At 64.1% G+C, this 23,771-nt stretch carries 27 protein-coding genes; 12 read left to right on the top strand and 15 right to left on the bottom strand.

Annotation, left to right across the window (positions count from 1 at the left end; translation table 11 throughout):
• The first annotated feature begins 6 nt into the window (after nt 1-6).
• The 5 genes from AC0L2F_RS15030 to AC0L2F_RS15010 all read left to right on the top strand — a co-directional run bounded on the left by AC0L2F_RS15030 (nt 7) and on the right by AC0L2F_RS15010 (nt 6,333).
• The gene (locus tag AC0L2F_RS15030; RefSeq protein WP_473248877.1) at nt 7-1,545 is read left to right on the top strand and encodes a YifB family Mg chelatase-like AAA ATPase; all 1,539 of its coding nucleotides are present in this window, start codon (nt 7-9) and stop codon (nt 1,543-1,545) included.
• A gap of 109 nt (nt 1,546-1,654) precedes the next feature.
• Nucleotides 1,655-2,122, top strand: a complete 468-nt coding sequence (locus AC0L2F_RS15025; protein WP_473248876.1) for a hypothetical protein — start codon at nt 1,655-1,657, stop codon at nt 2,120-2,122.
• Nucleotides 2,123-2,262: 140 nt separating this feature from the next.
• Nucleotides 2,263-4,488 carry a PAS domain-containing hybrid sensor histidine kinase/response regulator gene (locus AC0L2F_RS15020; RefSeq protein ID WP_473248935.1) on the top strand — a complete coding sequence of 742 codons (2,226 nt, stop codon included), beginning with the start codon at nt 2,263-2,265 and terminating at the stop codon, nt 4,486-4,488.
• Between the two features lie 101 nt (nt 4,489-4,589).
• A complete protein-coding gene (locus tag AC0L2F_RS15015; protein ID WP_473248875.1) occupies nt 4,590-5,219 on the top strand; it encodes a histidine phosphatase family protein in 630 nt (209 codons plus the stop codon).
• Between the two features lie 55 nt (nt 5,220-5,274).
• Nucleotides 5,275-6,333: an AI-2E family transporter gene (locus AC0L2F_RS15010; RefSeq protein WP_473248874.1), complete on the top strand. Its 1,059-nt coding sequence runs from the start codon at nt 5,275-5,277 to the stop codon at nt 6,331-6,333.
• A 13-nt stretch (nt 6,334-6,346) separates the two neighbouring features.
• Here AC0L2F_RS15010 and AC0L2F_RS15005 read toward each other — a convergent pair whose 3' ends face one another.
• The 8 genes from AC0L2F_RS15005 to hisB form a co-directional block, all read right to left on the bottom strand.
• Nucleotides 6,347-6,634, bottom strand: coding sequence for a hypothetical protein (locus AC0L2F_RS15005; RefSeq protein ID WP_473248873.1), 288 nt, complete (start codon nt 6,632-6,634; stop codon nt 6,347-6,349).
• 105 nt (nt 6,635-6,739) lie between these two features.
• Nucleotides 6,740-7,696, bottom strand: coding sequence for a type I pantothenate kinase (coaA, locus tag AC0L2F_RS15000; protein WP_007598451.1), 957 nt, complete (start codon nt 7,694-7,696; stop codon nt 6,740-6,742).
• A gap of 20 nt (nt 7,697-7,716) precedes the next feature.
• Nucleotides 7,717-8,043: a phosphoribosyl-ATP diphosphatase gene (locus tag AC0L2F_RS14995; protein ID WP_007598445.1), complete on the bottom strand. Its 327-nt coding sequence runs from the start codon at nt 8,041-8,043 to the stop codon at nt 7,717-7,719.
• Nucleotides 8,044-8,125: 82 nt separating this feature from the next.
• Nucleotides 8,126-8,902 carry an imidazole glycerol phosphate synthase subunit HisF gene (gene hisF, locus AC0L2F_RS14990; protein WP_007604055.1) on the bottom strand — a complete coding sequence of 259 codons (777 nt, stop codon included), beginning with the start codon at nt 8,900-8,902 and terminating at the stop codon, nt 8,126-8,128.
• Between the two features lie 10 nt (nt 8,903-8,912).
• Nucleotides 8,913-9,644, bottom strand: a complete 732-nt coding sequence (gene hisA / locus AC0L2F_RS14985; RefSeq protein ID WP_473248872.1) for a 1-(5-phosphoribosyl)-5-[(5-phosphoribosylamino)methylideneamino]imidazole-4-carboxamide isomerase — start codon at nt 9,642-9,644, stop codon at nt 8,913-8,915.
• Between the two features lie 94 nt (nt 9,645-9,738).
• On the bottom strand, nt 9,739-10,389 hold the full coding sequence (gene hisH, locus AC0L2F_RS14980) for an imidazole glycerol phosphate synthase subunit HisH (protein ID WP_354064986.1): 651 nt from the start codon (nt 10,387-10,389) through the stop codon (nt 9,739-9,741).
• Nucleotides 10,386-10,916, bottom strand: a complete 531-nt coding sequence (locus AC0L2F_RS14975; RefSeq protein ID WP_473248871.1) for a DUF2628 domain-containing protein — start codon at nt 10,914-10,916, stop codon at nt 10,386-10,388. Before AC0L2F_RS14975 ends, hisH begins: the two co-directional genes overlap by 4 nt.
• A 60-nt stretch (nt 10,917-10,976) precedes the next feature.
• The gene (gene hisB / locus AC0L2F_RS14970) at nt 10,977-11,570 is read right to left on the bottom strand and encodes an imidazoleglycerol-phosphate dehydratase HisB (protein ID WP_473248870.1); all 594 of its coding nucleotides are present in this window, start codon (nt 11,568-11,570) and stop codon (nt 10,977-10,979) included.
• A 191-nt stretch (nt 11,571-11,761) separates the two neighbouring features.
• Here hisB and hslV point away from each other — a divergent pair, with 191 nt between their 5' ends.
• The 5 genes from hslV (at nt 11,762) to AC0L2F_RS14945 (ending at nt 16,113) form a co-directional block, all read left to right on the top strand.
• Nucleotides 11,762-12,322: an ATP-dependent protease subunit HslV gene (gene hslV, locus AC0L2F_RS14965; RefSeq protein WP_007604060.1), complete on the top strand. Its 561-nt coding sequence runs from the start codon at nt 11,762-11,764 to the stop codon at nt 12,320-12,322.
• A 182-nt stretch (nt 12,323-12,504) separates the two neighbouring features.
• Nucleotides 12,505-12,990, top strand: a complete 486-nt coding sequence (locus tag AC0L2F_RS14960; protein WP_473248869.1) for a GNAT family N-acetyltransferase — start codon at nt 12,505-12,507, stop codon at nt 12,988-12,990.
• Nucleotides 12,987-13,604, top strand: a complete 618-nt coding sequence (locus AC0L2F_RS14955; RefSeq protein ID WP_473248868.1) for a DUF2585 domain-containing protein — start codon at nt 12,987-12,989, stop codon at nt 13,602-13,604. Before AC0L2F_RS14960 ends, AC0L2F_RS14955 begins: the two co-directional genes overlap by 4 nt.
• A 51-nt stretch (nt 13,605-13,655) precedes the next feature.
• The gene (gene hslU, locus AC0L2F_RS14950) at nt 13,656-14,960 is read left to right on the top strand and encodes an ATP-dependent protease ATPase subunit HslU (protein WP_027566241.1); all 1,305 of its coding nucleotides are present in this window, start codon (nt 13,656-13,658) and stop codon (nt 14,958-14,960) included.
• A gap of 28 nt (nt 14,961-14,988) precedes the next feature.
• Nucleotides 14,989-16,113: a hypothetical protein gene (locus AC0L2F_RS14945; protein WP_473248867.1), complete on the top strand. Its 1,125-nt coding sequence runs from the start codon at nt 14,989-14,991 to the stop codon at nt 16,111-16,113.
• Between the two features lie 50 nt (nt 16,114-16,163).
• Here the strand turns inward: AC0L2F_RS14945 and AC0L2F_RS14940 are convergent, their stop codons facing one another.
• Genes AC0L2F_RS14940 through AC0L2F_RS14930 form a run of 3 tightly spaced genes read right to left on the bottom strand, consistent with a single transcriptional unit; the run spans nt 16,164 to nt 18,950 of the window.
• Nucleotides 16,164-16,754, bottom strand: a complete 591-nt coding sequence (locus AC0L2F_RS14940; RefSeq protein ID WP_473248866.1) for a Smr/MutS family protein — start codon at nt 16,752-16,754, stop codon at nt 16,164-16,166.
• The gene (gene mltA / locus AC0L2F_RS14935; RefSeq protein ID WP_473248865.1) at nt 16,751-18,277 is read right to left on the bottom strand and encodes a murein transglycosylase A; all 1,527 of its coding nucleotides are present in this window, start codon (nt 18,275-18,277) and stop codon (nt 16,751-16,753) included. The genes AC0L2F_RS14940 and mltA overlap by 4 nt, the downstream gene beginning before the upstream one ends.
• Nucleotides 18,255-18,950, bottom strand: a complete 696-nt coding sequence (locus tag AC0L2F_RS14930) for a Tim44/TimA family putative adaptor protein (protein ID WP_473248864.1) — start codon at nt 18,948-18,950, stop codon at nt 18,255-18,257. Before AC0L2F_RS14930 ends, mltA begins: the two co-directional genes overlap by 23 nt.
• Nucleotides 18,951-19,365: 415 nt before the next feature.
• Between AC0L2F_RS14930 and secB the strand changes: the two genes are divergently transcribed.
• Nucleotides 19,366-19,848, top strand: a complete 483-nt coding sequence (secB, locus tag AC0L2F_RS14925; RefSeq protein ID WP_007598595.1) for a protein-export chaperone SecB — start codon at nt 19,366-19,368, stop codon at nt 19,846-19,848.
• Here the strand turns inward: secB and dnaQ are convergent.
• From dnaQ to AC0L2F_RS14905, 4 genes are read right to left on the bottom strand one after another with little or no spacing between them, the layout of a single operon-like run.
• Nucleotides 19,845-20,561, bottom strand: coding sequence for a DNA polymerase III subunit epsilon (dnaQ, locus tag AC0L2F_RS14920; RefSeq protein ID WP_007604068.1), 717 nt, complete (start codon nt 20,559-20,561; stop codon nt 19,845-19,847). The two genes, secB and dnaQ, sit on opposite strands and share 4 nt — an antisense overlap.
• Before the next feature lie 28 nt (nt 20,562-20,589).
• Entirely contained in the window at nt 20,590-21,189 is a 600-nt protein-coding gene (gene coaE / locus AC0L2F_RS14915) for a dephospho-CoA kinase (protein WP_007604069.1), read from the bottom strand.
• Between the two features lie 23 nt (nt 21,190-21,212).
• Nucleotides 21,213-21,821, bottom strand: coding sequence for a Maf family protein (locus AC0L2F_RS14910; protein ID WP_473248863.1), 609 nt, complete (start codon nt 21,819-21,821; stop codon nt 21,213-21,215).
• A gap of 19 nt (nt 21,822-21,840) precedes the next feature.
• Entirely contained in the window at nt 21,841-22,680 is an 840-nt protein-coding gene (locus AC0L2F_RS14905) for a pyruvate, water dikinase regulatory protein (RefSeq protein WP_007604071.1), read from the bottom strand.
• Nucleotides 22,681-23,139: 459 nt separating this feature from the next.
• Between AC0L2F_RS14905 and hemJ the strand changes: the two genes are divergently transcribed.
• Nucleotides 23,140-23,574, top strand: coding sequence for a protoporphyrinogen oxidase HemJ (gene hemJ / locus AC0L2F_RS14900; RefSeq protein WP_007604072.1), 435 nt, complete (start codon nt 23,140-23,142; stop codon nt 23,572-23,574).
• Nucleotides 23,575-23,771 lie beyond the last annotated feature (197 nt).

Here is a 23,771-nt window from a genome sequence, read left to right as displayed (position 1 = left end):
TCGGGCATGGTTCAGCGGGTTTCTACCGTCGCCTTTGAGGGGATCGAGGCCCGCGCGGTCGACGTGCAGGTGCAGGTCGCGCCGGGTCTGCCGGCCTTCGCGATCGTCGGTCTCCCGGACAAGGCGGTGTCGGAGGCGCGCGAGCGGGTCCGCTCGGCGCTGATCGCCTCAGGGTTGGCGCTGCCGGCGCGGCGGATCACCGTCAATCTTGCGCCCGCCGATCTGCCCAAGGAGGGCAGCCATTATGACCTGCCGATCGCGCTTGGGCTGATGGGGGCGATCGGCGCGATCCCCCCGGATGCGCTGACCGGCTTCACCGTCCTGGGCGAGCTTGGCCTCGACGGATCGATCGCGCCGGTGGCCGGTGTTCTGCCCGCCGCGATCGGCGCCAATGTGCGCGAGGAGGGGCTGATCTGTCCGGCGGCTTGCGGCTCGGAAGCGGCGTGGGCGAGTCCGGACATCCAGATCATCGCCGCAAGTTCGCTGATCCAGATCGCCAACCATTTCAAGGGAACGCAGGTGCTGTCGCGGCCCGTGCCGAAGGTGCACGAGGCCGCGGCCTCGCCGCTCGACCTGCGCGACATCAAGGGACAGGAGAGCGCCAAGCGGGCGCTGGAGATCGCGGCCGCCGGCGGTCATCACCTGCTGATGATCGGCGCGCCCGGCGCCGGCAAATCGATGCTGGCGGCACGCCTGCCCTCGATCCTGCCACCGCTGTCGCCGGGCGAGTTGCTCGAGGTCTCGATGATCGCCTCTGTCGCCGGCGAGATCGAGGGCGGGGCGCTGACGGCGCGGCGGCCGTTTCGCTCCCCGCATCATTCCGCCAGCATGGCCGCGCTCACCGGCGGCGGCATGCGCGCACGGCCCGGCGAGATCTCGCTCGCGCATCAGGGCGTGCTGTTCCTCGACGAGCTCCCGGAATTCGATCCGCGCGTGCTGGATTCGCTGCGCCAGCCGCTGGAGAACGGCGAGGTCTCGGTGTCCCGCGCCAATCACCGCGTCACCTATCCAGCACGGTTCATGCTGATCGCGGCGATGAATCCCTGCCGCTGCGGCAATGCGTTCGAGCCCGGCTATGCCTGCAAGCGCGGCCGCATCGATCGCTGCACCGGCGACTACCAGGCCCGCATCTCGGGGCCGCTGATGGACCGCATCGATTTGCGCATCGAAGTTCCCGCGGTGACCGCGGCCGATTTGATCCTGCCGCCGCCGGCAGAGGGCTCGGCTGAAGTCGCCGCTCGCGTGGCCGCTGCGCGCGACATCCAGCTCGCGCGTTACGCGGATATCGGCCTGCCGAAGGTTCGCACCAATGCCGAAGCACCGGCCTCGGTGCTGGAGGAGATCGCGAAGCCCGACGCCCAAGGCCAGAAGCTGCTGCGCGACGCCGCCGAGACCATGCGGCTGTCGGCGCGCGGCTATCACCGCGTGCTGCGGGTGGCGCGCACGCTGGCCGATCTCGACCACGCCGACAGGATCGGCCGGCTGCATCTCGCCGAGGCGCTGTCCTATCGCGCACTCGCGGAGGATGTGCGGCAGATCGCCTGATCATCCAGCGCATCAACCCGGCGGTAACGAGTTTCCTTTACGCTCTGCAAACCATAAGGCCCATCAGTTCGCGCCACGAGTTTCCCCAGGGCCCGGCGAGTAGCGTGTCATGTTGCGTTTCAAGATCCTGGCCTCGGTTATTCCCCTGTTGGCGGCCGCGGTGTTCGCGCGCAGCGAGATCGGATCGGTTTCGCATCCCTGCATCGCCCTCGGCGACACCTCGGTCGAGCTGACGTCGCTGTTCTGGACCGCCGGCGTGCATGTCGCCTTCACCGATGATCCCGCGCGCGCCACGGTGCGGGTTCAGATCACCGAGGATGCGGACGCTGCCGACTTCCCCGTCGTCGACGACGGCCCCGGTTCGGAATCGGAATCCTGCCAGGCCAACCCCTCGACTCGCCTGATCTCGATTGCCGCGCAGCCCGTCGACGGCGGTCAGGTGATCTATCTCTCCAGCGAGGGGCCGGCGGACTACCGCGTCTATGTGCGCTCGAAGACCTTCTCGCAGCGCGAGGCGGCGGCACTGATCGTCGGCGCCCGCGGCGGCCACCGTCATCTCCAAGCAGCCTCTCTTTGAGTCGCCTCGCTTTGCGCCGTTAACACCTCGTCAACCCTGTTTGGAAGCGGTCGCGACACCTCAAACTGTTCGCAAGGTCGGCGGCACATCGTCGTTCCAGCGAGCACAGCGATTTAAGATAAAGAGTCGGGTCGGTGGCGATGGATCGGACGTTCCGGATCAAGGTGCGCATGCGCCGCTTCAGGCGACAGTACCCCCGAATCGCCTTTGCGATCCGCTCCATCATGATCTTCTCGGCGACCTTCGGCGGCGCCTATGGATTTGTCTCCGGCAGCCGGTCCGAGACGTCCGGCTACGATCCCAATGCGTTTGCGATCGGCGTCAGCTTCCTGTTCGCGCTCGCCTGCCTTGGCCTCGCCACGCTCAGCATGCGCCTGCGCTTCGTCAACAAGCGGATGCGTGCGCTGGCCGCCCACAACGAAACGCTGATCGACCGCAATTGGGAGCTGAAGGAGGCCGAGGAGCGCGCTCGCAGCCTGTTCGAACAGCAGGGCGATCTGATCGTGCTGCGCGACACAAGCGGCCGCATCACCTTCGCCAACGACGCCTATTGCGCGCTTGCCGGACAGGCGCGCGGCGCGCTGGTCGGTACGCCCTTTGATTTCGACGTGCTGGAGCAGGGCGACAGCGCCCGCGAGAGCAACGGCACGCGCATTCACGACCAGAGGATCGCAACCCCGCTCGGCGCGCGCTGGATCGCCTGGCGCGAAGGCTATGTCCGCCTCGATGCCGGCCAACCCGCCGAATTGCAGAGCGTTGGACGCGACGTCACCGACCGCACCGAGACCGAGCGTGCGCTGTCCGACGCCCGCGATCAGGCCGACGCCGCCAACCGGGCCAAATCGCGCTTCCTGGCGATGGCCTCGCACGAGATCCGCACGCCGCTCAACGGCATCATCGGCATGGGCGGGCTGCTGCTCGACACCACGCTGACGCCGGAACAGTCGACCTACGCCAAGGCCGTGAAGACCTCCGGCGAAGCGCTGATGGCGCTGATCGAGGAGTTGCTCGACTATTCCAAGATCGAAGCCGGCAAGCTCGATCTCGAGCAGCGTCCCTTCGCCCTCTCAGGCCTGATCGAGGACATCACCGAGCTGCTCGCGCCCCGCGCGCAGGCGAAGCAGCTCGAGATCGCCGCCTATGTCGACGAGCGGCTGCCGCTCGAAGTGGTCGGCGATGCCGCGCGGCTGCGCCAGGTGCTGCTCAACCTCGCCGGCAACGCCATCAAATTCACTGCGAGCGGCGGCGTCGCGCTGATCGTCGAGCCCGGCATCTGGCCGAACGAGATCAGTTTTCTGGTGCGCGACACCGGCATCGGCATCGCAGCCGACGCGCAACAGCGCATTTTCCGCGAATTCGAGCAGGCCGACGAGCGCGTCGCCCGCAGCTATGGCGGCACCGGCCTCGGTCTCGCCATCAGCGAGCGCATCGTCAAGCGCATGGGCGGCCGCATCACGCTCGCGAGCGAGCCGGGCAAGGGTTCGACCTTCGAGGTCGCGATCCCGTTGGCGTCATCCGCCGTCGATGCGGAACAGACGGCATTCCCGAGTCCCGATCTCACCGGCAAGTCGATCCTGCTGATTGCCGACGGCATCGAGGCCTCGCTGATCGCGCGGCGGCTGGAGCGCTGGGGTGGCCAAACCTGCATGGTGACGGACGCGGCGGTGGCGGAAGCGCTGCTGCCGGAACGCTCATGGCATTCGGTGCTGATCGATCGCGCGCTCGGCGCTGCCATCGCCGACCGCCTCGGCGAAGCCGCACGCAGCCATGCAACGCAACGCCTCGTGCTGCTGACGTCCGGCTCGCGCCACGAGAAACTCTCGCCGGCCTTCACCGGCTTCCTGGTGAAGCCGTTGCGCGCGGCCTCACTCGCCGCGCGCCTCTCGCTGCCCCCGGAGGTCGCCTCACCCGATCTTGCGCCGGAGCCATCGGCTCCATCCACCGCCGCGGTACCGGCGAAAGGCCTGTCAATTCTCGTCGCCGAGGACAACGAGATCAACGCGCTGTTGATGCGCTCGCTGCTGACGAAACTCGGCCACCGCGTCGTCATCGCTGTCCATGGCGAGGCCGCGCTGGAATCCTGGCTCGGCGCGGCATCGGCCGGCACGCCCTATGATCTTGTGCTGATGGACATCCAGATGCCGCAGCTCGACGGCATCGAAACGACCAAACGAATCCGTGCGCATGAGGCAGCTAGAGCCGGCCACCACACGCCGATCCTCGCGCTCACCGCCAATACGCTGGTGGAAGATCGCTACGCCTGCTTTGAAGCGGGCATGAACGGGTTTCTGATCAAGCCGCTCGATCGCGAGAAGCTGCAAGAGGCGCTGGCCGGACTGGCGGCGGCGCGGCAGCTGGCGGTTTGATCCGGATTTCATAGGAACCCGATCTCGGCCGGCGATCGACAATTGAAATCGACCGCGTCGCGCGTCACCATCCTCTGGGGCATTTAAGCAGAGGATTTCGCATGAACGTGCTTTACCGCCTCGCCTTCGTGATCCTTCTCTGCGGTTCCATTCAGGCCACCGCGGCCGATAGCTCGCAACTGATCGCCTCGCTCAAGCAAGGCGGTTATGTGCTGGTGTTTCGCCACACCGCCACCGACGACAGCCAAAAGGATGTCTACCCTTTCAAGTTCGACGACATGAGCGCCCAGCGTCAGCTCAGTGAAAAGGGCCGCGACATGGCGGGCCAGATCGGGACGGCCATCAAGGGGCTCGCGATCCCGATCGGCGACGTCTACACCAGCAGGCTGAACCGCGCGATCGAGGCGGGCAAGCTCATCTCCGGCCGCGAGGTCAAGCCGGTCGATGCATTGACGGACAGCAGCAACGCGAGCGCGTCGGGCATGGCAAATCCGACGGGTGCCAATGCAAAGGCGGGCCAGGCCGTGCGGCAGCTCGTCGATGCGCCGCCCAAGGCCGGCACCAACACCTTCCTGGTCACCCACAAGACCAACATCGCCGATGCCTTCGGGAAGGATGCCGGGGACGTTCAGGAAGGCGAAGCTTTCGTCTACAAGGCCGGCAGCTCGGGTCCCGCAACCTTTGCAGGACGCATCAAGCTCGCCGACTGGACCGCGAAAGCAGACAAGTGACGGCCCGGACTTCAGGTCCGGATCATGCTCTGGCAACAGAAGGGTTGGCGAACACGTGAGAACATCGGAAGACCGCTCATTCCTCATCTTGCTTGCCGCGATCTCGCTTGCGTTCGGGTGGGTGCTTTGGCCATTCTCCGGCGCGTTGTTGTGGGCCACGCTTCTGGCGATCATCTTCGCACCACTCTATCGACGCGCCCTGGAGGCCCTTCCGGGAAAGCGCAACCTTGCCGCATCGTTCACAGTCGTCGTCGTGATCGTCATGGTCCTCATTCCCGTGGCGGTCGTCATCGCCTCGCTCGTCGACCAGGGTGGGGAGCTGTACCAGCGCGCTCAGAGCGGGGAGATCAGTTTCGCCCATCCCCTGCAGCAGCTGAAATCCGCGCTGCCCGCCTGGGCCGCTTCCCTGTCGGATCGCTTGGCCGGTATCGATTTTTCGGCCCTGAAGGAACGTCTGTCGAGTCTGGTCGTCCCTGCCGGCCAACAACTGGCGGGGCACGCCATCAACATCGGTCAGTTGACGCTGGAGTTCGTCGCAAGCTTGCTTGTGATGTTGTACCTGCTGTTCTTCCTGCTCCGCGATGGTGACGAGCTCAGCGCACGGATCCGCGACGCGCTCCCGCTGCGGCCGAGCCACACCACCGAGATTCTAAATGCGTTCACCCTCGCGGTTCGTGGGACGATCAAGGGGATCGTTCTCGTTGCCTTGATTCAGGGTGCGCTTGGCGGGTTGATTTTCTGGCTGCTCGGCTTGACTGCGCCGCTGCTGGCGGGCGCCCTGATGGCGCTGCTCTCGCTCCTGCCCGTGCTCGGCTCCGCCCTGGTTTGGGTTCCGGTCGCACTCTATTTGCTGGTGGCAGGCTCGGTCACGAAAGGGATAATCCTGCTCGCTTTCGGGACCTTCGTGATCGGTCTTGCGGACAATTTTCTCCGCCCGATCCTGGTCGGCCAGTCGATCCAAATGCCGAGCTATGTCGTGCTGCTCGCCACCTTGGGCGGCCTTGCGGCTTTCGGAGCGAACGGATTCGTCATCGGCCCGCTCATAGCCGCGATGTTTCTCACGGCGTGGCACATCTTCATCGGTTCAAAAGCGCGACAGGAGGTCCGGAAATGACCGCCCTGTCGAGTCACGACCCGGCGGTCAGCCGAGCGCCGAATCCGGCCGACGCCGAGCGGTAGGCGGCATAAGCCAGAAAACGCGGTGCGGAGAGCTTGTCCGGCAGCACTTGCTTGCCCTTGAAAATGGAATCCGCCTGGGCCGCGCGCTTGCAATGCGGACACACGAAAAGATGCGCGATGATCGGGGTCGGCTCGTCCGCCAGCAGCTCGGAACGGAACCACTTCATCTCGATAAGGCAGTCCGGGCATATCGGTGCTTCGAGATGCTCGGCAGCGCTTCTGAGACGATCAACCATGGTGCCCGTGTGCGTTTCCGAAAGCCATAGCCAAATGCCCCTCGCCGGTCTGCAACAAAAGATACTCAGCCCGAAATTTAACAAGGGCTGCGTTCATCAAGGCTGTTACAGCCGCCTGAGCGCCACGCTTGCCACCGTGTGGTCGGCGCCCTTCTTCAGGATCAGGGTCGCGCGGGGGCGGGTCGGCAGGATGTTGTCCTCGAGATTGGCGAGGTTGGTGCGTTCCCAGATCGCGATCGCGGTGGCGGTGGCCTCCTCGTCCGACAACAGCGCGTAGCGGTTGAAGTAGGATTTGGGATTGGTGAACGCCGTGTCGCGCAGCGAGAGGAAACGCCGGATGTACCACTGCCGCAGCGCGGCTTCGTCGGCGTCGATATAGACCGAGAAATCGAAGAAGTCGGAGACCACGGGCACGGCCTTGCCGTCGCGCGGCAGCTTGCCGGTCTGCAGCACGTTGACGCCCTCGACGATCAGGATGTCGGGCTGGTCGATCTCGGCCCACTGGTTCGGCACGATGTCATAGGTCAAATGCGAATAGACCGGCGCGCGCACATGGCGGCGGCCGGCCTTGATGTCGGAGAGGAAGCTGAGCAGCAGCGGTAGGTCGTAGCTCTCCGGAAAGCCCTTCTTCTGCATGATGCCCTGCCGTTCCAGCACGGCGTTGGGATACAGAAATCCGTCGGTGGTGATCAGCTCGACCTTGGGACGCGGCGACCAGCGCGCCAACAGCGCCTGAAGCACGCGGGCCGTGGTGGATTTTCCAACCGCGACCGAACCGGCGACGCCGATGATGTAGGGCATCTTGCGGTCGCGGATGTTGAGGAACTGGCGCTCCGCATAATAAAGCCGCTGCATCGCATCGACATAGATCGACAGCAACCGCGACAGCGGCAGGTAGATGTCCTCGACCTCCTGCAAATCGAGGCGGTCGTGCAGCGAGCGCAGCCGGTCGAATTCGCCCGGCTCCAGCGTCATCGGCGTGTCGTCGCGGAGTCGCGACCACTCCTCGCGCGTATAGACGCGGTACGGATTATATTGCTGCTCGGGTGCGCGGATATCCATGACGCGACTCTCCACCTCGGCTAGCTGCCGCCCTTGCGCGACGCCTTTTCTTCCAACCCTGACATATTGGTCCGCTTGTCCAATGCGGCCTCGACCTCTTCCAGCTTTACGCCGCGGGCCTTGAGCAGCACAAGGAAATGATAGAGCAGGTCGGCGCCCTCGGCGATCAGATGCGCGCGATCGTTTTCGACTGCTGCGATTACGGTTTCGACTGCCTCCTCACCGAACTTCTTGGCGCAATGTTCGGCGCCCTTGTCGAGGAGCTTGCGGGTATAGGACGCCTCGCCACCCGCTGCAGCGCGGGCGTCGATGGTCTCAGCCAGATCGTGGATCGTGAAACGCGGCATACAAAACACTCGGATTGGCCGGTTATCTGGCGGGATAAGACGGACCCCGCCGATCATGTAGCATTTTTAGGAACGGGAGTCGTCAGGCATCGAGGCGCATGGGCAGCCCGCGCCGGGACATGTGCTCCTTGGCTTCGCGGATGGTGAATTCCCCGAAATGGAAGATCGAGGCCGCCAGTACGGCGGTGGCGTGGCCGTCGCGAATACCGTCGACGAGGTGGTCGAGATTGCCGACGCCGCCCGAGGCGATCACGGGAACGGGAATGCTGTCGGCGATCGCCCGGGTCAGCGGGATGTCGAAACCCTGCCTCGTGCCGTCGCGGTCCATCGAGGTGAGCAGGATTTCACCGGCGCCGAGCGAGACCACCTCCTGGGCATATTCGATGGCGTCGATGCCGGTCGAGTTGCGACCGCCATGGGTGAAGATCTCCCAGCGCTCTCCGCCACCGGCGCGCTTGACCCGCTTGGCGTCGATCGCGACCACCACGCACTGCCCGCCGAATTTCTCGGCGGCTTCCTTGACGAACTCACGCCGCGACACCGCTGCGCTGTTGATCGAGACCTTGTCGGCGCCGGCGCGCAGCAGCGTCTTGATGTCGTTGACCTCACGCACGCCGCCGCCGACGGTCACGGGCATGAAGCAGGCTTCCGCCGTGCGCCGGACCACATCCAGCATGATGCCGCGGTTCTCATGGGTCGCGGTGATGTCGAGGAAGGTGAGCTCGTCGGCACCGGCGGCGTCATAGGCGATCGCCGCTTCGACGGGATCGCCGGCATCGCGCAAATCGACGAAGTTGACGCCCTTGACGACGCGGCCGTCCTTGACGTCGAGGCAGGGGATCACGCGCACCTTGAACATCGGATGTCTCCTAGGCCGCGGCGCGGATCAGGGTGAGGGCGGCTGCGGGATCGAGCCGGCCATCGTAAAGCGCGCGGCCGGCGATCGCGCCAGCGAGCTTTTTCGCGCGCGGCGTCAGCATCGCCTTGACGTCCTCGATCGAGGCGAGGCCGCCGGAGGCGATGACGGGGATGGATATGGCGTCGGCCAGCGCAATGGTCGCATCGAGATTCAGGCCCTTGAGCAGGCCGTCGCGCGCAATGTCGGTGAAGATGATGGCGGCGACCCCGGCATCCTCGAAACGCCGTGCGATCTCCAGCACCGTCACCTGCGAGGTCTCGGCCCAGCCTTCGACCGCGACCTTGCCGTCGCGCGCGTCGAGCCCGACCGCGACGCGACCGGGGAAGTTTTTGGCGGCAGCCTTCACCAATTCGGGGTCACGCACCGCGGCGGTGCCGATGATGACACGGGTGATGCCCTTGTCGAGCCAGGCTTCGACAGTCGCAAGATCGCGAATGCCGCCACCGAGCTGCACCGGAATCGTGATCGTCTTCAGCATCGCCTCGACGGCCTGCGCGTTCACCGGCTTGCCGGCAAACGCGCCGTCGAGATCGACGACGTGGAGATACTCGAAGCCCTGCGCGACGAAGCTCGCCGCCTGCGCGGCGGGATTGAGATTGAAAACGGTCGCGCGTGCCATGTCGCCCTGTTCGAGGCGCACGCATTGGCCGTTCTTGAGGTCGATCGCGGGAAAGAGAATCATGTCGCACCTTCTCCCGTTCCCCTCATGGGAACGGGGCTGTCAGCCAGGCACTCCGTCATTGCGAGCAATGACGAGGTGAAAACCGTGGGAATCATCACGGTTTCCATCGCAAAAAGTTCGAGATCAGGGCCAGACCAAAGCGCTGGCTCTTCTCGGGGTGAAACTGCGTCCCGATGGCGGTGTCCTTGCCGACGATCGCGGTGACAGGCCCGCCGTAGTCGGCGCGCGCTAGCACGTCCGCCTCGTTGGCGGCGTTGAGGTGGTAGGAGTGCACGAAATAGGCGTGCTGGCCCTTGGGGCCGAGCGGCAGCCTGTCCAGCACCGGATGCTCGCGCAGCACATCGAGCGTATTCCAGCCCATGTGCGGGATCTTCAGGCTCTCGTCGCGCGGCGTGATCTTCTCGACGTCGCCGCCGATCCAGTTCAGGCCTTGCGTGATGACATGCTCCTTGCCGCGGGTGGCGAACAGCTGCATGCCGACGCAGATGCCGAACATCGGCCGCGCCTTGACGCGCACCGCTTCGGTGATCGCCTCGACCATGCCGTTGACGGCATCGAGCCCACGCCGGCAATCGGCGAAGGCGCCGACGCCCGGCAGCACCAGACGATCGGCGCTGTAGGCTTGGTCCGGATCGCTGGTGACGAACACCTTTTGCGGGTTATCCATGCTGCGCGCGGCGCGCTCGAACGCCTTGGCGGCCGAATGCAGATTGCCGGAACCGTAATCGATGATGGCGACGCTCATCTTGACCCTCCCGGTTCTGGAAACAAACCAATGATGCCGCCCGCCGGCATCGGCGGCGGGTTGGAGAATTGCTGGCCCGGCACGTTGCGGGTCGGCGGCGGGCCGCCGCGATCGACGGCCCATTGATCGTTGACGATGCCGCGCTGTTTCTGGCTCCAGCGCTCGAAGAAGCGGCGCTCGGCGGTGTCCTCGTCGTCGGAAATCACCACGTCGAGCTGCCGCCATTTACCGCGCGAAAGCGTCCAACGGCGCAGGCTGGAGGCCTCGAATCCCATCAGCAGCGCGACGATGACGTCGGCGAAGAAGATCGACGAACGGCCGAGTCCGAGGCTGGACAGCCCGACGTTGAACGCGGCAACGAAGATCACCCAGCCGATCAGCGCCAGCCATAGCCGGTTCCACAGCAGCCAGAGCGGGCCGAAGATCATCGCCCAGAAATGGAAGCCGTCGCGCACGAAGACGAACTTGTCGGTCGCGCGCAGATCGGCTCCGGCAGGGGAGGGAGCATGAACTGTGTAGACGGACATGACGATGCCCCGTTCCTAGGAATTCAGTGATACCGCGGCGCGCGCCGCCGGCCCGAGACGTCAGCTGCCGAGCGAGCCCTTGGTGGACGGGATTTCGCCCACAGCCTTGGGATCGATCGCGACCGCGGTGCGCAGCGCCCGCGCCAGACCCTTGAAGCAGGACTCGGCGATATGGTGGCTGTTATCGCCATATAGGGTCTCGACGTGAAGAGTCACGCCGGCGTTCATGGCAAAGGCCTGGAACCACTCGCGCACCAGCTCGGTGTCGAACTCGCCGATCTTGTCGCGTGGGAAGTCGACCTTGAACACCAGGACCGGGCGGCCCGAGATGTCGATGACCACGCGCGACAGCGTCTCGTCCATGGGCATGTGCACGCCGGCATAGCGGGTGATGCCCGCCATGTTGCCGAGCGCCTGCTTGACGGCCTGGCCGAGCGCGATGCCGGTGTCTTCGGTGGTATGGTGATGATCAATGTGCAAATCGCCAACCGCCTTGACCGTGAGGTCGATGCGGGAATGGCGGGCGAGGAGATCGAGCATATGGTCGAAAAAGCCGATGCCGGTCGCGATATTGGACACGCCGGAGCCATCGAGGTTCACGGTGACCTCGATGTCGGTTTCCTTGGTCTTGCGCTTGATCGTCGCGGTGCGCATCAAAACTGGCTTTCATCCTCGTTCGGGGCCGAAAACGCCGGTCTTTTAACAGCCAAATGACGCCTTCGCTACTGCGGGAACGGCTGGCCGGGCCTCTACTTCTGCCTATGGTGAGCGAAATTGGTCCCGGAGCGGCCCGTTGTGCCCCCGCTCCCGACCGCCTAAATCAGCCCGGACAACGAGGATCATTCATGCAGGACTCCCCAAACAGCTCGCCGGTCTGGCACGGCACCACGATTTTGACGGTCCGGAAGGGCGGCACGGTGGTGGTCGGCGGCGACGGCCAGGTCTCGATCGGTCAGACCGTGATCAAGCACAACGCCAGGAAGGTCCGGAAACTCGGCAAGGGCGACGTCATCGGCGGCTTTGCCGGCGCCACGGCCGACGCCTTCACGCTGTTCGAGCGTTTGGAAGCCAAGCTCGAGCAATATCCGGGGCAATTGACCCGGGCCGCCGTCGAGCTCGCCAAGGACTGGCGCACCGACCGTTATTTGCGACGGCTGGAGGCCATGATGATCGTCGCCGACAAGGACGTCTCCCTGGTGCTGACAGGCACAGGCGACGTGCTGGAGCCCGAAGCCGGCGTCATGGCGATCGGCTCCGGCGGGAATTACGCGCTGGCGGCCGCCCGCGCCCTGCTCGACACCGACAAGGACGCCGAGACCATCGTCCGCCGCTCCCTCGACATCGCCGCCGACATCTGCGTCTACACCAACCGCAATGTCACCGTCGAAGCGCTGGCGGCCGGGTAGGGCTTGTGGCTGGACAGCGGACCTCCGGACTGGCTGTAACCTCTCCCGCTTGCGGGAGAGGTCGCGCCGAAGGCGCGGGTGAGGGTTCTGTCCTCTTGGGGGTTGTCCCATTGCGGACGCACCCTCTCCCCAACCCTCTCCCGCAGGCGGGAGAGGGAGTGCACCACCGCCTTGGCCGCTAGATGGCCCCCGCCTACACCTTCCGCCCGATGACCGCGGCCGACCTGCCGCTGATCCGGCGGTGGCTGGGCGAAGCACATGTGCGGGAATGGTGGGGCGATCCGGACGAGCAGTTCGCGCTCGTGAGCGGCGATCTTGGTGAGCCGGCAATGGACCAGTTCATCGTGTTGGCCGACGACAAGCCGTTCGGCTATCTTCAATGCTACCGCCTGACCGCCTGGAATACGGGTCTTGGGCCGCAACCGGAGGGCACGCGTGGCATCGATCAATTCATCGGCGAAAGCGACATGATCGGGCGCGGGCACGGTTCGGTATTCATCCGCCAATTCGCCGACGCGCAGTTGCGGCAGGGCCTGCCGCGCATCGTCACTGATCCCGATCCGCTCAACGCGCGCGCCGTGCGCGCCTATGAGAAGGCCGGCTTTGTCCGGGAACGCATGGTCGAGACACCCGACGGAGCGGCGCTGCTGATGGTGCGCGAGGCATGACGCTGACAAGTGTGCGCGGGAGCAGGGCCGCGTTTCCACCGCTCGCCTGGGTCGGCATCGCGCTGCTGCTGCTGGCGATGCAGGCCTCGATCCTGCTGGCGATGGGCCGGGTGCCGATCTGCACCTGCGGCTATGTCAAGCTATGGCATGGCGTGGTGAACAGCTCGGAGAATTCACAGCACATCGCCGACTGGTACACCTTCTCGCACATCCTGCACGGCTTCCTGTTCTATGGACTGACCTGGCTGCTGTTCGCGCGGCTGCCATTCGTGTCTCTGTCCTGGCCCGCGCGGCTGATCATCGCCATGCTGATCGAAGGTGCCTGGGAGATCGTCGAGAACTCGCCTTTCATCATCGAACGCTACCGCGCAGGCACGATCTCACTGGATTACTTCGGCGACAGCATCGTCAATTCGGTCTCTGACAATCTGTCCATGATGCTGGGCTTCCTCGCCGCGCGCCTTCTGCCTGTTCCAGTGACAGTCCTGCTCGGGCTCGCCTTCGAAATCATGCTGGCGCTCCATATTCGCGACAATCTGACGCTCAATATCCTGATGCTGATCCATCCGGTCGAGGCCGTGAAACAATGGCAATCGGGTCCGCCGATCATCTGACGGCAAAAAAGCGGCTTGTCCCGCCCCGCATCTGATCCTAGCTAAGGTCCCATGACAGACTTTTCTCCCCGCGAAATCGTTTCCGAACTCGACCGTTTCATCGTCGGCCAGGCCGATGCCAAGCGCGCCGTCTCGATCGCGCTGCGCAACCGCTGGCGGCGGCAGCAGCTCGAAGGCTCCTTGCGCGAAGAAGTGCTGCCGAAGAACATCCTGATGATCGGCCCGACCGGCGTCGGCAAGACCGAGATCGCGCGGCGGCTCGCCAAGCTTGCCAACGCGCCGTTCCTGAAGGTCGAGGCGACGAAATTCACCGAGGTCGGCTATGTCGGCCGCGACGTCGAGCAGATCGTGCGCGATCTCGTCGAGGTCGCGATCGCCCAGGTCCGCGAGCGCAAGCGCAAGGACGTGCAGGCACGTGCGCAGCTCGCCGCCGAGGAGCGCGTGCTCGACGCCCTGGTCGGTGCCAATTCCAGCGCGGCGACGCGGGATTCGTTCCGCAAGAAGCTGCGCGCGGGCGAGCTCAACGACAAGGAAATCGAGATCGAGACGCAAGGCGGCGGCAGCGGCTTTCCGATGTTCGAGATCCCGGGCATGCCCGGCGCGCAGATGGGCGCGGTTTCGATCGGCGACATCTTCGGCAAGCTCGGCGGCCGCAGCAAGACGCGGCGACTGACGGTGGAGAGCTCGCACGAGATCCTCATCAACGAGGAATCCGACAAGCTGCTCGACAGCGATCAGTTGACGCTGGAGGCGATCAGCGCGGTCGAGAACAACGGCATCGTCTTCCTGGACGAGATCGACAAGATCTGCGCCCGCGAAGGCCGCGCCGGCGGCGACGTCTCGCGCGAGGGCGTGCAGCGCGACCTGCTGCCGCTGATCGAGGGCACCACCGTCTCGACCAAGCACGGCGCGGTGAAGACCGACCACATCCTGTTCATTGCCTCAGGCGCCTTCCACGTCGCAAAACCGTCCGACCTTTTGCCGGAACTGCAGGGCCGCCTGCCGATCCGCGTCGAGCTGCAGGCGCTGACCCGCGATGACATGCGCCGCATCCTGACCGAGCCCGAGGCCTCGCTGATCAAGCAATATGTCGCGTTGATGCAGACCGAGGGCGTCACGCTCGACATCACCGACAACGCCATCGACGCGCTCGCCGACGTCGCGGTGGCCGTGAATTCCACCGTCGAGAACATCGGCGCGCGGCGGCTGCAGACCGTGATGGAGCGGGTGCTGGACGAGATCTCCTTCACGGCCCCCGACCGCAGCGGCGAGACCGTCAGGGTCGATGCCGATTTCGTGCAGAAGCACGTCGGCGACCTCGCCAAGAACGCGGATCTGAGCCGGTTCATTTTGTAAATCCGGGCGGCCGCGCTATGGATGCGGCGTGACCGCACGCATCCTGCAAAACCCCTGGCGTCTCCTGCTCGCGGTCAACGCGGCAGTCATCGTCGGCGTCTTCGTCCACAAGATCCAGCTGCCGCCTTACGTCCCCTACATCCACCTCCTCGTCGACTATCATTTCGGCTTCATCAAGCGCGCGCTGATCGGAGCGATCGTCGCGCTGTTCACCGACAAGGTGCCGGTATGGCTGGTGTTCGCGCTCGGCGGCGCGACATGGCTGGTGACGCTGGGGCTATACGCAAGACTCTTCCAGACGACGTTCGGCTTCACGACGAAGACATTGCCGCTGTTCGTCTTCATCGCGGGCTCGCCGTTCTTCCTCAAGAATTTCATGCACACGCTCGGCCATTTCGACATCTATGGCTGCGCGCTGGCGATCATCCTGCTGCTGGTGCCGGCGGGATCGCTGCTGTTCGTGGCGCTGGCTGCGCTGTTCTCGATCGCTCTCGTCCTGATCCACCACATCCATCTCCTGATGTATGTGCCGACCATCATCACCATCGTCGTGATCAGGCACTATCTGACGCACGGCTGCGAGCGCACCAATGTCGCGTTCGGCATCATCGCCTTGCTGGCCGTCTCCACCCTGTTCTTCGCCGCGCAATTTTGGGGAACGATGCCGATCCCGGAGGCGGATTTCGTTGCCTATCTGAAGAGCCGGATGGCCGATCCGTCGCGAACCGACCTGCTGCAGTTCGCCTACATCTGGTATCAGCCGCTGGCAAAGGAGATCTCCGACACCTGGGGCCGCCTGCCGCACAACATCCTCGGCGTGCCCGTGTTCGCCCTGCTGATCTGGCTGCACACACCGCTGTGGCGCTATTTTGCCAATTTGATCGGCGCGCTCGCCAACGACACGCATCGCCGTCTCGTGGTCGCGGCGCTTGCCGGCATCAGCATCGCCTGTCTCGTGATGTTCGCGATGGTATTCGACTATTCGCGCTGGATCTCGAACTGGGCGGTCTGCATGTTCCTGATCCTGCACGCGGTGAAGATGCTGCCCGCCGCTCGCGAGACGCCGCTGATTCCGGCGGAAGATCAGAAGACAAATATCTTTGGCCTGATCGTCGCCTTGATCCCGCGCGTCGGAATCGTGCGGCCGTTTTAGAAGATTGGCTCCCTCTCCCACTTGCGGGAGAGGTTGCAGCGAGCCCGCGGTTAATATCTCGCCCGCCTGATCCGCACGTAAAGCGCGCCCTCGCCGCCATTGCCGATACCGGCCTCCTCGAACCCCACGACAAAGGCGCGGAATTCCGGCAGGCTCAGCCATTCCGGCACTTGACGACGCAGCACGCCGCTTTCGCCGCCGCTTCGGCCCTTGCCGGTGATGACGAGCACGAAGGTCAGGCCGTCATGATGGGCGCGGTGCAGGAATCCGGTCAGTGCGCGATGGGCGCGCATCTGGGTCATGCCGTGCAGATCGAGCCGCGCCTCGATCTCGCTGCGCCCGCGCGACAGCTTTGTGCGCTCACGTTTGCCGAGCGGCGCCAGGGGTGGCACCGCCGGCTTCGACGCACGCGGTGGCGGCGCAGCGGCAATCGGACGTGGCGACGGCGCAAGCCGCGTGGCGGGCGCTGCAGGAGAAGGCTCGGTGCGCGGCGCGGCCTGTGCCTTGGCGACACGATGCTTCCTCAGCGGCTTGACCTGCTTTGCGATCGTATCCCACAGCGCGCGCTCTTCTTCGCTCAGCGCGCGACGGCGCGGCGAGGGACGAGGCTCCAGCACGGGCGGACGGGACGATCGCTTCATTGCTGCCGATGGGAACGATTTTTCACCGGCCGCCGCGGCTCGCGAACGGGCTCTAGCACCGGTCGCGGCGCCGGCAGCGGGATCGGGTTGGCGACAGCGACCGTCTCGCTCTTGCTTTGCGCCACGGCTGCCGCCGGCTTGTCCTTCGCAGGATCGGTTTGCGGAAACAGTTTTGCAATTCTCTCCGAAGGCCGCGGGTCTGGCACCGGCAGCCGCGCGGCACGCGCCGTGGGATCGAGGCCCTTCGGCACCAACATCACGAAATGCATGGCATGGCGCAGCCGCCCGGAGACGCGGCCGGCCTCCTGACCCGCGCCGAAATAGAGATCGGCGCGCGCGGGCCCGATGATGGCCGAGCCGGTATCCTGCGCGATCATCAAGCGATGGAACGGCGTCTTCGCGCGTTCGGAATCGATCGGCAGCTCGCCTTCGATGAAAAACGGCGTGCCGTAGACGTGAAGCGATTTATCGACCGCGATCGAGCGGCCGGCCGTCAGCGGAATGCCCTGCGCACCGACCGCCTCCTCCTTGTCGGACAGATTGACCTCGCGGAAGAAGATGTAGGAGCGGTTCTGGCGCCGCAGCTCCTTGGCGCCGTCCGGGGTCTGCGCCATCCACTCCCTGATCTTCTGCATCGACATCTCTTCCTTCGGAATGATGCCGCGCTCGATCAGGATGCGACCGACCGCCGTATAGGGATAACCGTTATAGGCGTCGTAGTTGAGCCGGACCGAGCCGCCATCGTCGAACTTGATCCGCGCCGAGCCCTGGATCTGGGCGAACAGCAGATCGGTCGGGTCCTTCAGCCAGGCAATCTCGAGCCCGCGGCCGGCGATCTTGCCGTCCTCGATCTCGGCGCGGTCGTAATAGGGCACGAGCTTGCGGCGGCCGATCTTGCGATAGACCGGGCCCTTGTTGGGCAGGCTGATTGAATCCTGCTTGTAGCCGCGCACGAACAGGTTGGAGGGGCGGCGGTAGACCGGGACGTTGTAGACCTCGGTCTGCGTGCGCGATCCCTCCAGCACCGGCTCGTAATAGCCGGTCACGAAACCGTCGGGCTCGCCAAGGCGAGAGATCCGCAGCGGCGCAAAATTTTCCTCGAAGAAAGTTTTGGCCCTGGCGTCGTCGGTAAGCTCGAGCGACTTGGCGACCCGGCAGGGTTCGCCCAGCGAGGCGCCTAAAGCCTTGGGTTCAGGAGCACCGGTCTGCGCGCTGATCGGACGGCAGCTTGCGCGAAAGGTCTTGTAGGCCGCGAGATGATTGTCGTCGCCCCAGCCCTTCACATCGGCCCAGGCCAGCGGCAGATATTGCGCGCCGGGAATCTCAAACGGCAGAGGAAGCTGCGGATATGGCAAGGCGCGCGGCGGCGCGGCCGGCAATTCCGGGAGATGATGGTGATGGCTGCGATAGTGGCGCCGGGCCGCCTCGGCGCCGAGTGAAAACGACGACAGCGCGACGGCACCTGCGCAAAGCGCCGTCGCGCTGGTCTTCAGGAAAGCCTTAATTCGCGCTTCCGGTGCCAACCAGCTTCCAGTTCGGATCGCGAGAGGTGATGTCGCGGGCGAAAGTCCAGATGTCGGTGATGTCGGCGACCGTGTCGGCGCTGCCATCGACGATGTTGCCGGCCTTGTCTCGCGTGGCCGAGATCATCTGCGAGACGAAGCGGATCGTGAGCTGGGCGGTGCGGTCGCGCAGCTCGGCGCCGACGAGCTCGGCCTTGTCGATCGAGACAAAGCGCGTCTCGGTCTTCTGCTCGTGCTTCTCGCGCTCCTTGATCGCGGCGTCGAAGCTTTCATAGACCTCCGACGACAGCAGGTCGCGCAGCGCGCGGCGGTCGCCATTAGCAAATGCCAGCACAATCATCTCATAGGCGCCGCGGGCGCCGGAGATGAAATGGCGCGGATCGAAGGTGGAATCCTTTTCGACGATGGCGTCGAGACCCTGGGCGAGCACGGTGCCCGGCTCGGTCAGGCCCTTCCAGCGGTCGGAGGGCGGGGCCGGCTCGGCCGTCGGCGCCAAGGGGGCCTGGTCGATAACCTTGCCCGGCATGGTGACGACGTTCTTGTCCTGGGCACCCTGGAGCGCGTTGCGGTCGAACGGCGGTCGCTCATTACCGGTGCGCTGCCCCAGCACGCTGCGCAGCCTCAGAAAAATGAAGACCGCCAGCGCCAGGAAGATGATGGTGTAGATGTCCACGTCGTATTCGCTTTCTGGTCGTCTGTAGAAGGGGCCGTCTCGAAGGGGTCGTGCCGGGAAAATCGATCCGGCCAGTAGACCGTTCCATACCGGAACGGCAAGTCTACATCACCATTTTGGGTCCGCGCGTCAGGTCCGTGGGATGTAGGCACGAAATCTTGCCCGGCCAATGGCGCCTTTTGGCACAGCACCGAGTGTAGCGCGTTTTATGCTTAAGGGGAAACCCGATCCTGCCCGGAAATCGCGCATCTTCAATCGTTTAAGACGCAGTTGCGCTGGATCGGCGGGGTGAACGCCACAGTTGTGGTCATGACCGGAATTCCCCATCCGGGACCGTTCGTCCTTGTGGAACGAGGTAGCCCTATGTTAGCCAACCGCCGCGAAATTCAGCCCCAATCGGGTAAGGAGACACTCTATGACCAACGGTAACGGCACCCCTCCCGAGGCGGCCCAGGCTCCCCAGCTCAACGTCCTGGCGCAATATACCAAGGACCTCTCGTTCGAAAATCCGAATGCGCCCAGCTCGCTCCAGCAGCAGAGCCAGCCGCCCCAGATCAACATCCAGATCAATGTCAGCGCCAACAACCTCAGCGAACAGGAGTTCGAGGTAACGCTGTCGGTCGAGGGCAAAGCCGAGACCGCCGGCAAGATCATGTTCTCGTTCGAGCTCGCTTATGCCGGCGTGTTCCGCATCTCCAACGTGCCGAAGGACAATTTGCATCCGCTGGTCATGATCGAATGCCCGCGCCTGCTGTTCCCGTTCGCCCGTGAGATCATCGCCACTGCCGTGCGCGACGGCGGGTTCCCGCCTTTGATGCTCGACCCGGTCGACTTCGTCGGGCTCTATCGTCAGAACATGGAGCGGCAAATGGCCGCTCAGCCGAGCGGCCAGGCTTAACCAGCCGAAGGGGCGGCTGGAGCGGGCAAGAACTCGTTCCAGATCGCCTTGTCGCCGAGCGTTGCGATGAAGGCCCGGTGGGCCTCGCGCTCGGCGTCTGAAATCCGCGGCGTGAGCGGCGCCGGCCGCTGCCGCCGCGGCGCATCGGCAGCTCCATTGGCACGAGTTTCCTCGGATTCCGAAGCCAGCAGCAGCTGCGATTGCCGCGCCCCGACCAGATCCACATAGACTTCCGCAAGCAACTCGGCGTCGAGCAATGCGCCGTGCTTGGTGCGGCGTGAATTGTCGATCGCATAGCGCGAGCAGAGATCGTCGAGCCGGTTCGAGACGCCGGGATGCTTGCGCCGTGCCAGCAGCAGCGTATCGACCAGCCGCTCACGCGGGATTCCCGGGCGCTTGATCCGGTCGAGCTCGGCATTGATGAAGCTGATATCGAACGAGGCATTGTGGATCACCAGCGGCGCGTCGCCGATGAACTCCAGAAAATCGTCGACGACCTCGTGAAACAGCTGCTTCGTCGCCAGAAACTCGGCCGACAGCCCGTGCACCGCAAAGGCTTCCGCCGGCATGTCCCTTTCGGGATTGATGTAGACGTGGAAACTCTGTCCCGTCGGCATGCGATTGAGCATCTCGACGCAGCCGATTTCGACCAGGCGGTCTCCCCGCAGCGGATCGAGGCCGGTGGTTTCGGTGTCGAGAACGATTTCGCGCATGATCCAAGAAGCCGTGTCAGGCGGCGAATCAGGCGCGCCGCTGCGGCATCTTAACGACCTCGGCCAGGATGTGCGCGATTTGGGCGCGCACCGGCTCGAGTCCATGCGACGTATCCACCACGAAATCAGCACGCTTGCGCTTTTCCGCGTCGGGGGTCTGCTTGGCGATGATGGCGTCGAGCTTGGCCTCGTCCATCGTGCCGCGCGCCAGCACCCGCTCGCGCTGCAGTTCCGGAGACGTCGTCACGACGACCACGGCATCGACCCGCGTCTGGCCGCCCGTCTCGAACAGCAGCGGAATGTCCAGCACCACGACCGGCGTGTTGGCGGCTTCGGCGTCGGCGAAGAATTTTTTCCGGGAAGCACCGAGCATCGGATGGACGATCTGCTCGAGCTGCTTGATGGCGGCAGCATCGTGCACCACACGCGCCGAGAGTTTTGGCCGATCAACCTTGCCGTTGGCAGTGGTGCCGGGGAAGGCGGCCTCGATCGCGGGCGCAGCCTCGCCCTCATAGAGCTGATGGACGGCGGCATCGGCATCGTAGACAGGGACGCCGGCCTCCGCGAATAATTTCGCGGTGGTGGATTTGCCCATCCCGATCGAGCCGGTCAGTCCCAGGATTCGCATCAGCGCCCAGCCATCTCTGCCATTCACACCGCAACTAGCCGCTCGCGCCGCAGGAATGCAAGCAGCGGCAGCAACGGCAAGCCGAGGATGGTGAAGTGGTCACCCTCGATACGCTCGAACAAATGGATACCCAGACTTTCGAGCTGATAACCGCCGACGCTGGTGGTGACGGCATCGCCGGCGGTGTCGAGATAGGCCGAAAGCTCGGCGTCGGTCATCTGCCGCATGGTGAGGCGGGCGACCGAGACGTCCTCGAAGATGATCTCGCCATCGCGTGCGATCGCCACGGCGGAATTCAGCTCATGGCTATGTCCGGAGAGATCGCGCAGTTGCGCCAGCGCCTCGGCGCGGCCCGCGGGCTTGTTGAAGAGGCGATCGCCAAGCGCCAGCGTTTGATCCGCACCGATGACGGTGCTTCCAGCGTGATGGCCCGAAACCGCCTTGGCCTTTTCGCGCGCCAGCAGCAGGGCGATCTCGCGCGGGTTCGAAAGTCCGGAGGCGGCCTGGATACCGCGCTCGTCGATATCAGCCGTGATCGCCTTGAACTCGAGCCCGGCATTGGCCAGCAGCATCTTTCGCGCGCTGCTCTGCGAGGCCAGGATCAACGAGGATTTTCCGAGCCACAGACCCATTGCGAAACCATTCCCAAAACTACTCAGAAGGCCGGTTACGCTGGCGATCACTATAGAGTTTCATGATCGCCGCGGCGGTTTCCTCGATCGAGCGCCGCGTGACATCGAGCAGTGGCCAATCGTGCTTGGCGCTCAGCTTGCGGGCAAATGCGACCTCCTCGGCAACCGACTGCTTGTCGGTATAGGTGTCGCTGCTGGAATCGGCGCCCATGGAGAGCAGGCGGTTCGTGCGCACCTGGATCAAGCGTTCCGGCGTCGCATGCAAGCTCACCACCAGCGGTCGCGTCAACGTTTCCAGTTGCGACGGCACCGGAATGCCTGGAACCAGCGGCACGTTGGCGGTGCGGATGCCACGGTTGGCAAGGTAGATCGAGGTCGGGGTCTTGGAGGTGCGGGAGACACCGACGAGCACCACATCCGCATCGTCCAGCCCTTCGACATGCTGGCCGTCATCATGGATCATCGTGTAGTTCAACGCGTCGATGCGCTTGAAGTATTCGGCATTGAGCACGTGCTGGGCACCGACCCGGCCGGTCGTGGCGGCTCCGAGATACGCCTCGAACAACTGCATCACCGGCCCAATGATCGACAGGCTCGGAACATTGATCCCCTTGCACTTGTCCTCGAGCCTGGAAACCAGATCCTTCTCGAGCAGCGTGAACAGCACGATTCCCGGTGCTTCCTCGATCTCGTCGAGCACGCGATCGAGCTGTTTCTGGCTGCGCACCAGCGGATAGACGTGCTCGACCGGTGTCACGTTGGCGTATTGGGCGGCAACGGCTCGCGCGACCGTGATCAGCGTCTCACCGGTGGAGTCGGACACGAGGTGCAGATGGAAATAATTGCTCGAGGTCGGCACAAAAGCCCTTTGTATGAAACCGGTTTGGTTTGTGGATTTCTGTGGACCTTAACCGCTCGGAAAGGGATGTGCGACACCGAGGGCGGGACAAGTGCCAATTTTCTTCACACCACTGCCCTTGAGAACAAGTTCGGCGGCCTGCCGAAAGGGAAACGGGATTGTGCCGATAACCCTCTTGATAAGCTGCCGACAGAAACGCGCAAGCCTTTGAAGCTGACCGGCTTATCGAAAGCGGCCAGAGCTATCAGAGGATATGTTGATGGATGTGAACAAGCGCGTGTGAACGGGCGGACGGAAATGTGTGAGTCCAATTCACCGTCACATAGACTCAAACCTTAAGAATCTAAGATTCTTATTGGAGAAGGGCGCTACGGACGGATATGTGTGCAGGTAAGACCTTAACGAGTTCTTACTATCCCCAGCGTTCCCTTCGGCTGGGCGGCAATCCGGACCCCAGACATGTTTGAAGACGTCTATCTCTGGATCAAGGCGTTGCATGTAATCGCCGTCATCTCCTGGATGGCGGGCATGCTCTATTTGCCCCGACTGTTCGTTTATCATTGCGAGGCCGAAATCGGTTCGAAGCAGTCGGAGACGTTCAAGATCATGGAACGGCGGCTGTTCAAGGCGATCATCAACCCCGCCATGATTGTGACCTGGCTCGCTGGGCTCTATCTCGCCTGGGCTGGACACTGGTTCACTTTCGGCTGGCTGCACGTAAAACTGGCACTGGTCCTGGCGATGTCGGCGGTCCACGGCTTTTTTTCACGCTGGTTGAAGGATTTCGCGGCGGACCGGCGCCCCCGGAGCCAGAAATTCTATCGGATTATCAATGAGGTACCTACTGCCTTGATGATTCTGATCGTCATCATGGTGATCGTGAAGCCGTTCTAGGCAGGGGTCGCGAACAATCGCTCAGTGCTTCTGCTTGCGGAGTGAGAGGCGATTTTCTATATTAGCAATATCCCACCCAACGCAGGCGGATGTGGTCGTGTCTGAGCTTTCCAGAGGCCGGACACCCCATCAGGTTTGAAGCCTCACCGGCGCTCTCCTTGCCAGACCTGCGGACCTTACCTTTTCGCGTCCGCATT

This window comes from Bradyrhizobium sp. Ken64, from assembly GCF_055807555.1.
Note: the sequence above shows the minus strand (reverse complement) of the source record. Positions and strands in the feature narration are given on the sequence as shown.

Coding starts and splice junctions, on each gene's coding strand:
- AC0L2F_RS15030 (WP_473248877.1), top strand. CDS start 7: ATGGTTCAGCGGGTTTCTACCGTCGCCTTTGAGGGGATCGAGGCCCGC.
- AC0L2F_RS15025 (WP_473248876.1), top strand. CDS start 1,655: ATGTTGCGTTTCAAGATCCTGGCCTCGGTTATTCCCCTGTTGGCGGCC.
- AC0L2F_RS15020 (WP_473248935.1), top strand. CDS start 2,263: ATGGATCGGACGTTCCGGATCAAGGTGCGCATGCGCCGCTTCAGGCGA.
- AC0L2F_RS15015 (WP_473248875.1), top strand. CDS start 4,590: ATGAACGTGCTTTACCGCCTCGCCTTCGTGATCCTTCTCTGCGGTTCC.
- AC0L2F_RS15005 (WP_473248873.1), bottom strand. CDS start 6,634: ATGGTTGATCGTCTCAGAAGCGCTGCCGAGCATCTCGAAGCACCGATA.
- coaA (WP_007598451.1), bottom strand. CDS start 7,696: ATGGATATCCGCGCACCCGAGCAGCAATATAATCCGTACCGCGTCTAT.
- AC0L2F_RS14995 (WP_007598445.1), bottom strand. CDS start 8,043: ATGCCGCGTTTCACGATCCACGATCTGGCTGAGACCATCGACGCCCGC.
- hisF (WP_007604055.1), bottom strand. CDS start 8,902: ATGTTCAAGGTGCGCGTGATCCCCTGCCTCGACGTCAAGGACGGCCGC.
- hisA (WP_473248872.1), bottom strand. CDS start 9,644: ATGATTCTCTTTCCCGCGATCGACCTCAAGAACGGCCAATGCGTGCGC.
- hisH (WP_354064986.1), bottom strand. CDS start 10,389: ATGAGCGTCGCCATCATCGATTACGGTTCCGGCAATCTGCATTCGGCC.
- AC0L2F_RS14975 (WP_473248871.1), bottom strand. CDS start 10,916: ATGTCCGTCTACACAGTTCATGCTCCCTCCCCTGCCGGAGCCGATCTG.
- hisB (WP_473248870.1), bottom strand. CDS start 11,570: ATGCGCACCGCGACGATCAAGCGCAAGACCAAGGAAACCGACATCGAG.
- hslV (WP_007604060.1), top strand. CDS start 11,762: ATGCAGGACTCCCCAAACAGCTCGCCGGTCTGGCACGGCACCACGATT.
- AC0L2F_RS14960 (WP_473248869.1), top strand. CDS start 12,505: ATGGCCCCCGCCTACACCTTCCGCCCGATGACCGCGGCCGACCTGCCG.
- AC0L2F_RS14955 (WP_473248868.1), top strand. CDS start 12,987: ATGACGCTGACAAGTGTGCGCGGGAGCAGGGCCGCGTTTCCACCGCTC.
- hslU (WP_027566241.1), top strand. CDS start 13,656: ATGACAGACTTTTCTCCCCGCGAAATCGTTTCCGAACTCGACCGTTTC.
- AC0L2F_RS14940 (WP_473248866.1), bottom strand. CDS start 16,754: ATGAAGCGATCGTCCCGTCCGCCCGTGCTGGAGCCTCGTCCCTCGCCG.
- secB (WP_007598595.1), top strand. CDS start 19,366: ATGACCAACGGTAACGGCACCCCTCCCGAGGCGGCCCAGGCTCCCCAG.
- dnaQ (WP_007604068.1), bottom strand. CDS start 20,561: ATGCGCGAAATCGTTCTCGACACCGAAACCACCGGCCTCGATCCGCTG.
- coaE (WP_007604069.1), bottom strand. CDS start 21,189: ATGCGAATCCTGGGACTGACCGGCTCGATCGGGATGGGCAAATCCACC.
- AC0L2F_RS14910 (WP_473248863.1), bottom strand. CDS start 21,821: ATGGGTCTGTGGCTCGGAAAATCCTCGTTGATCCTGGCCTCGCAGAGC.
- hemJ (WP_007604072.1), top strand. CDS start 23,140: ATGTTTGAAGACGTCTATCTCTGGATCAAGGCGTTGCATGTAATCGCC.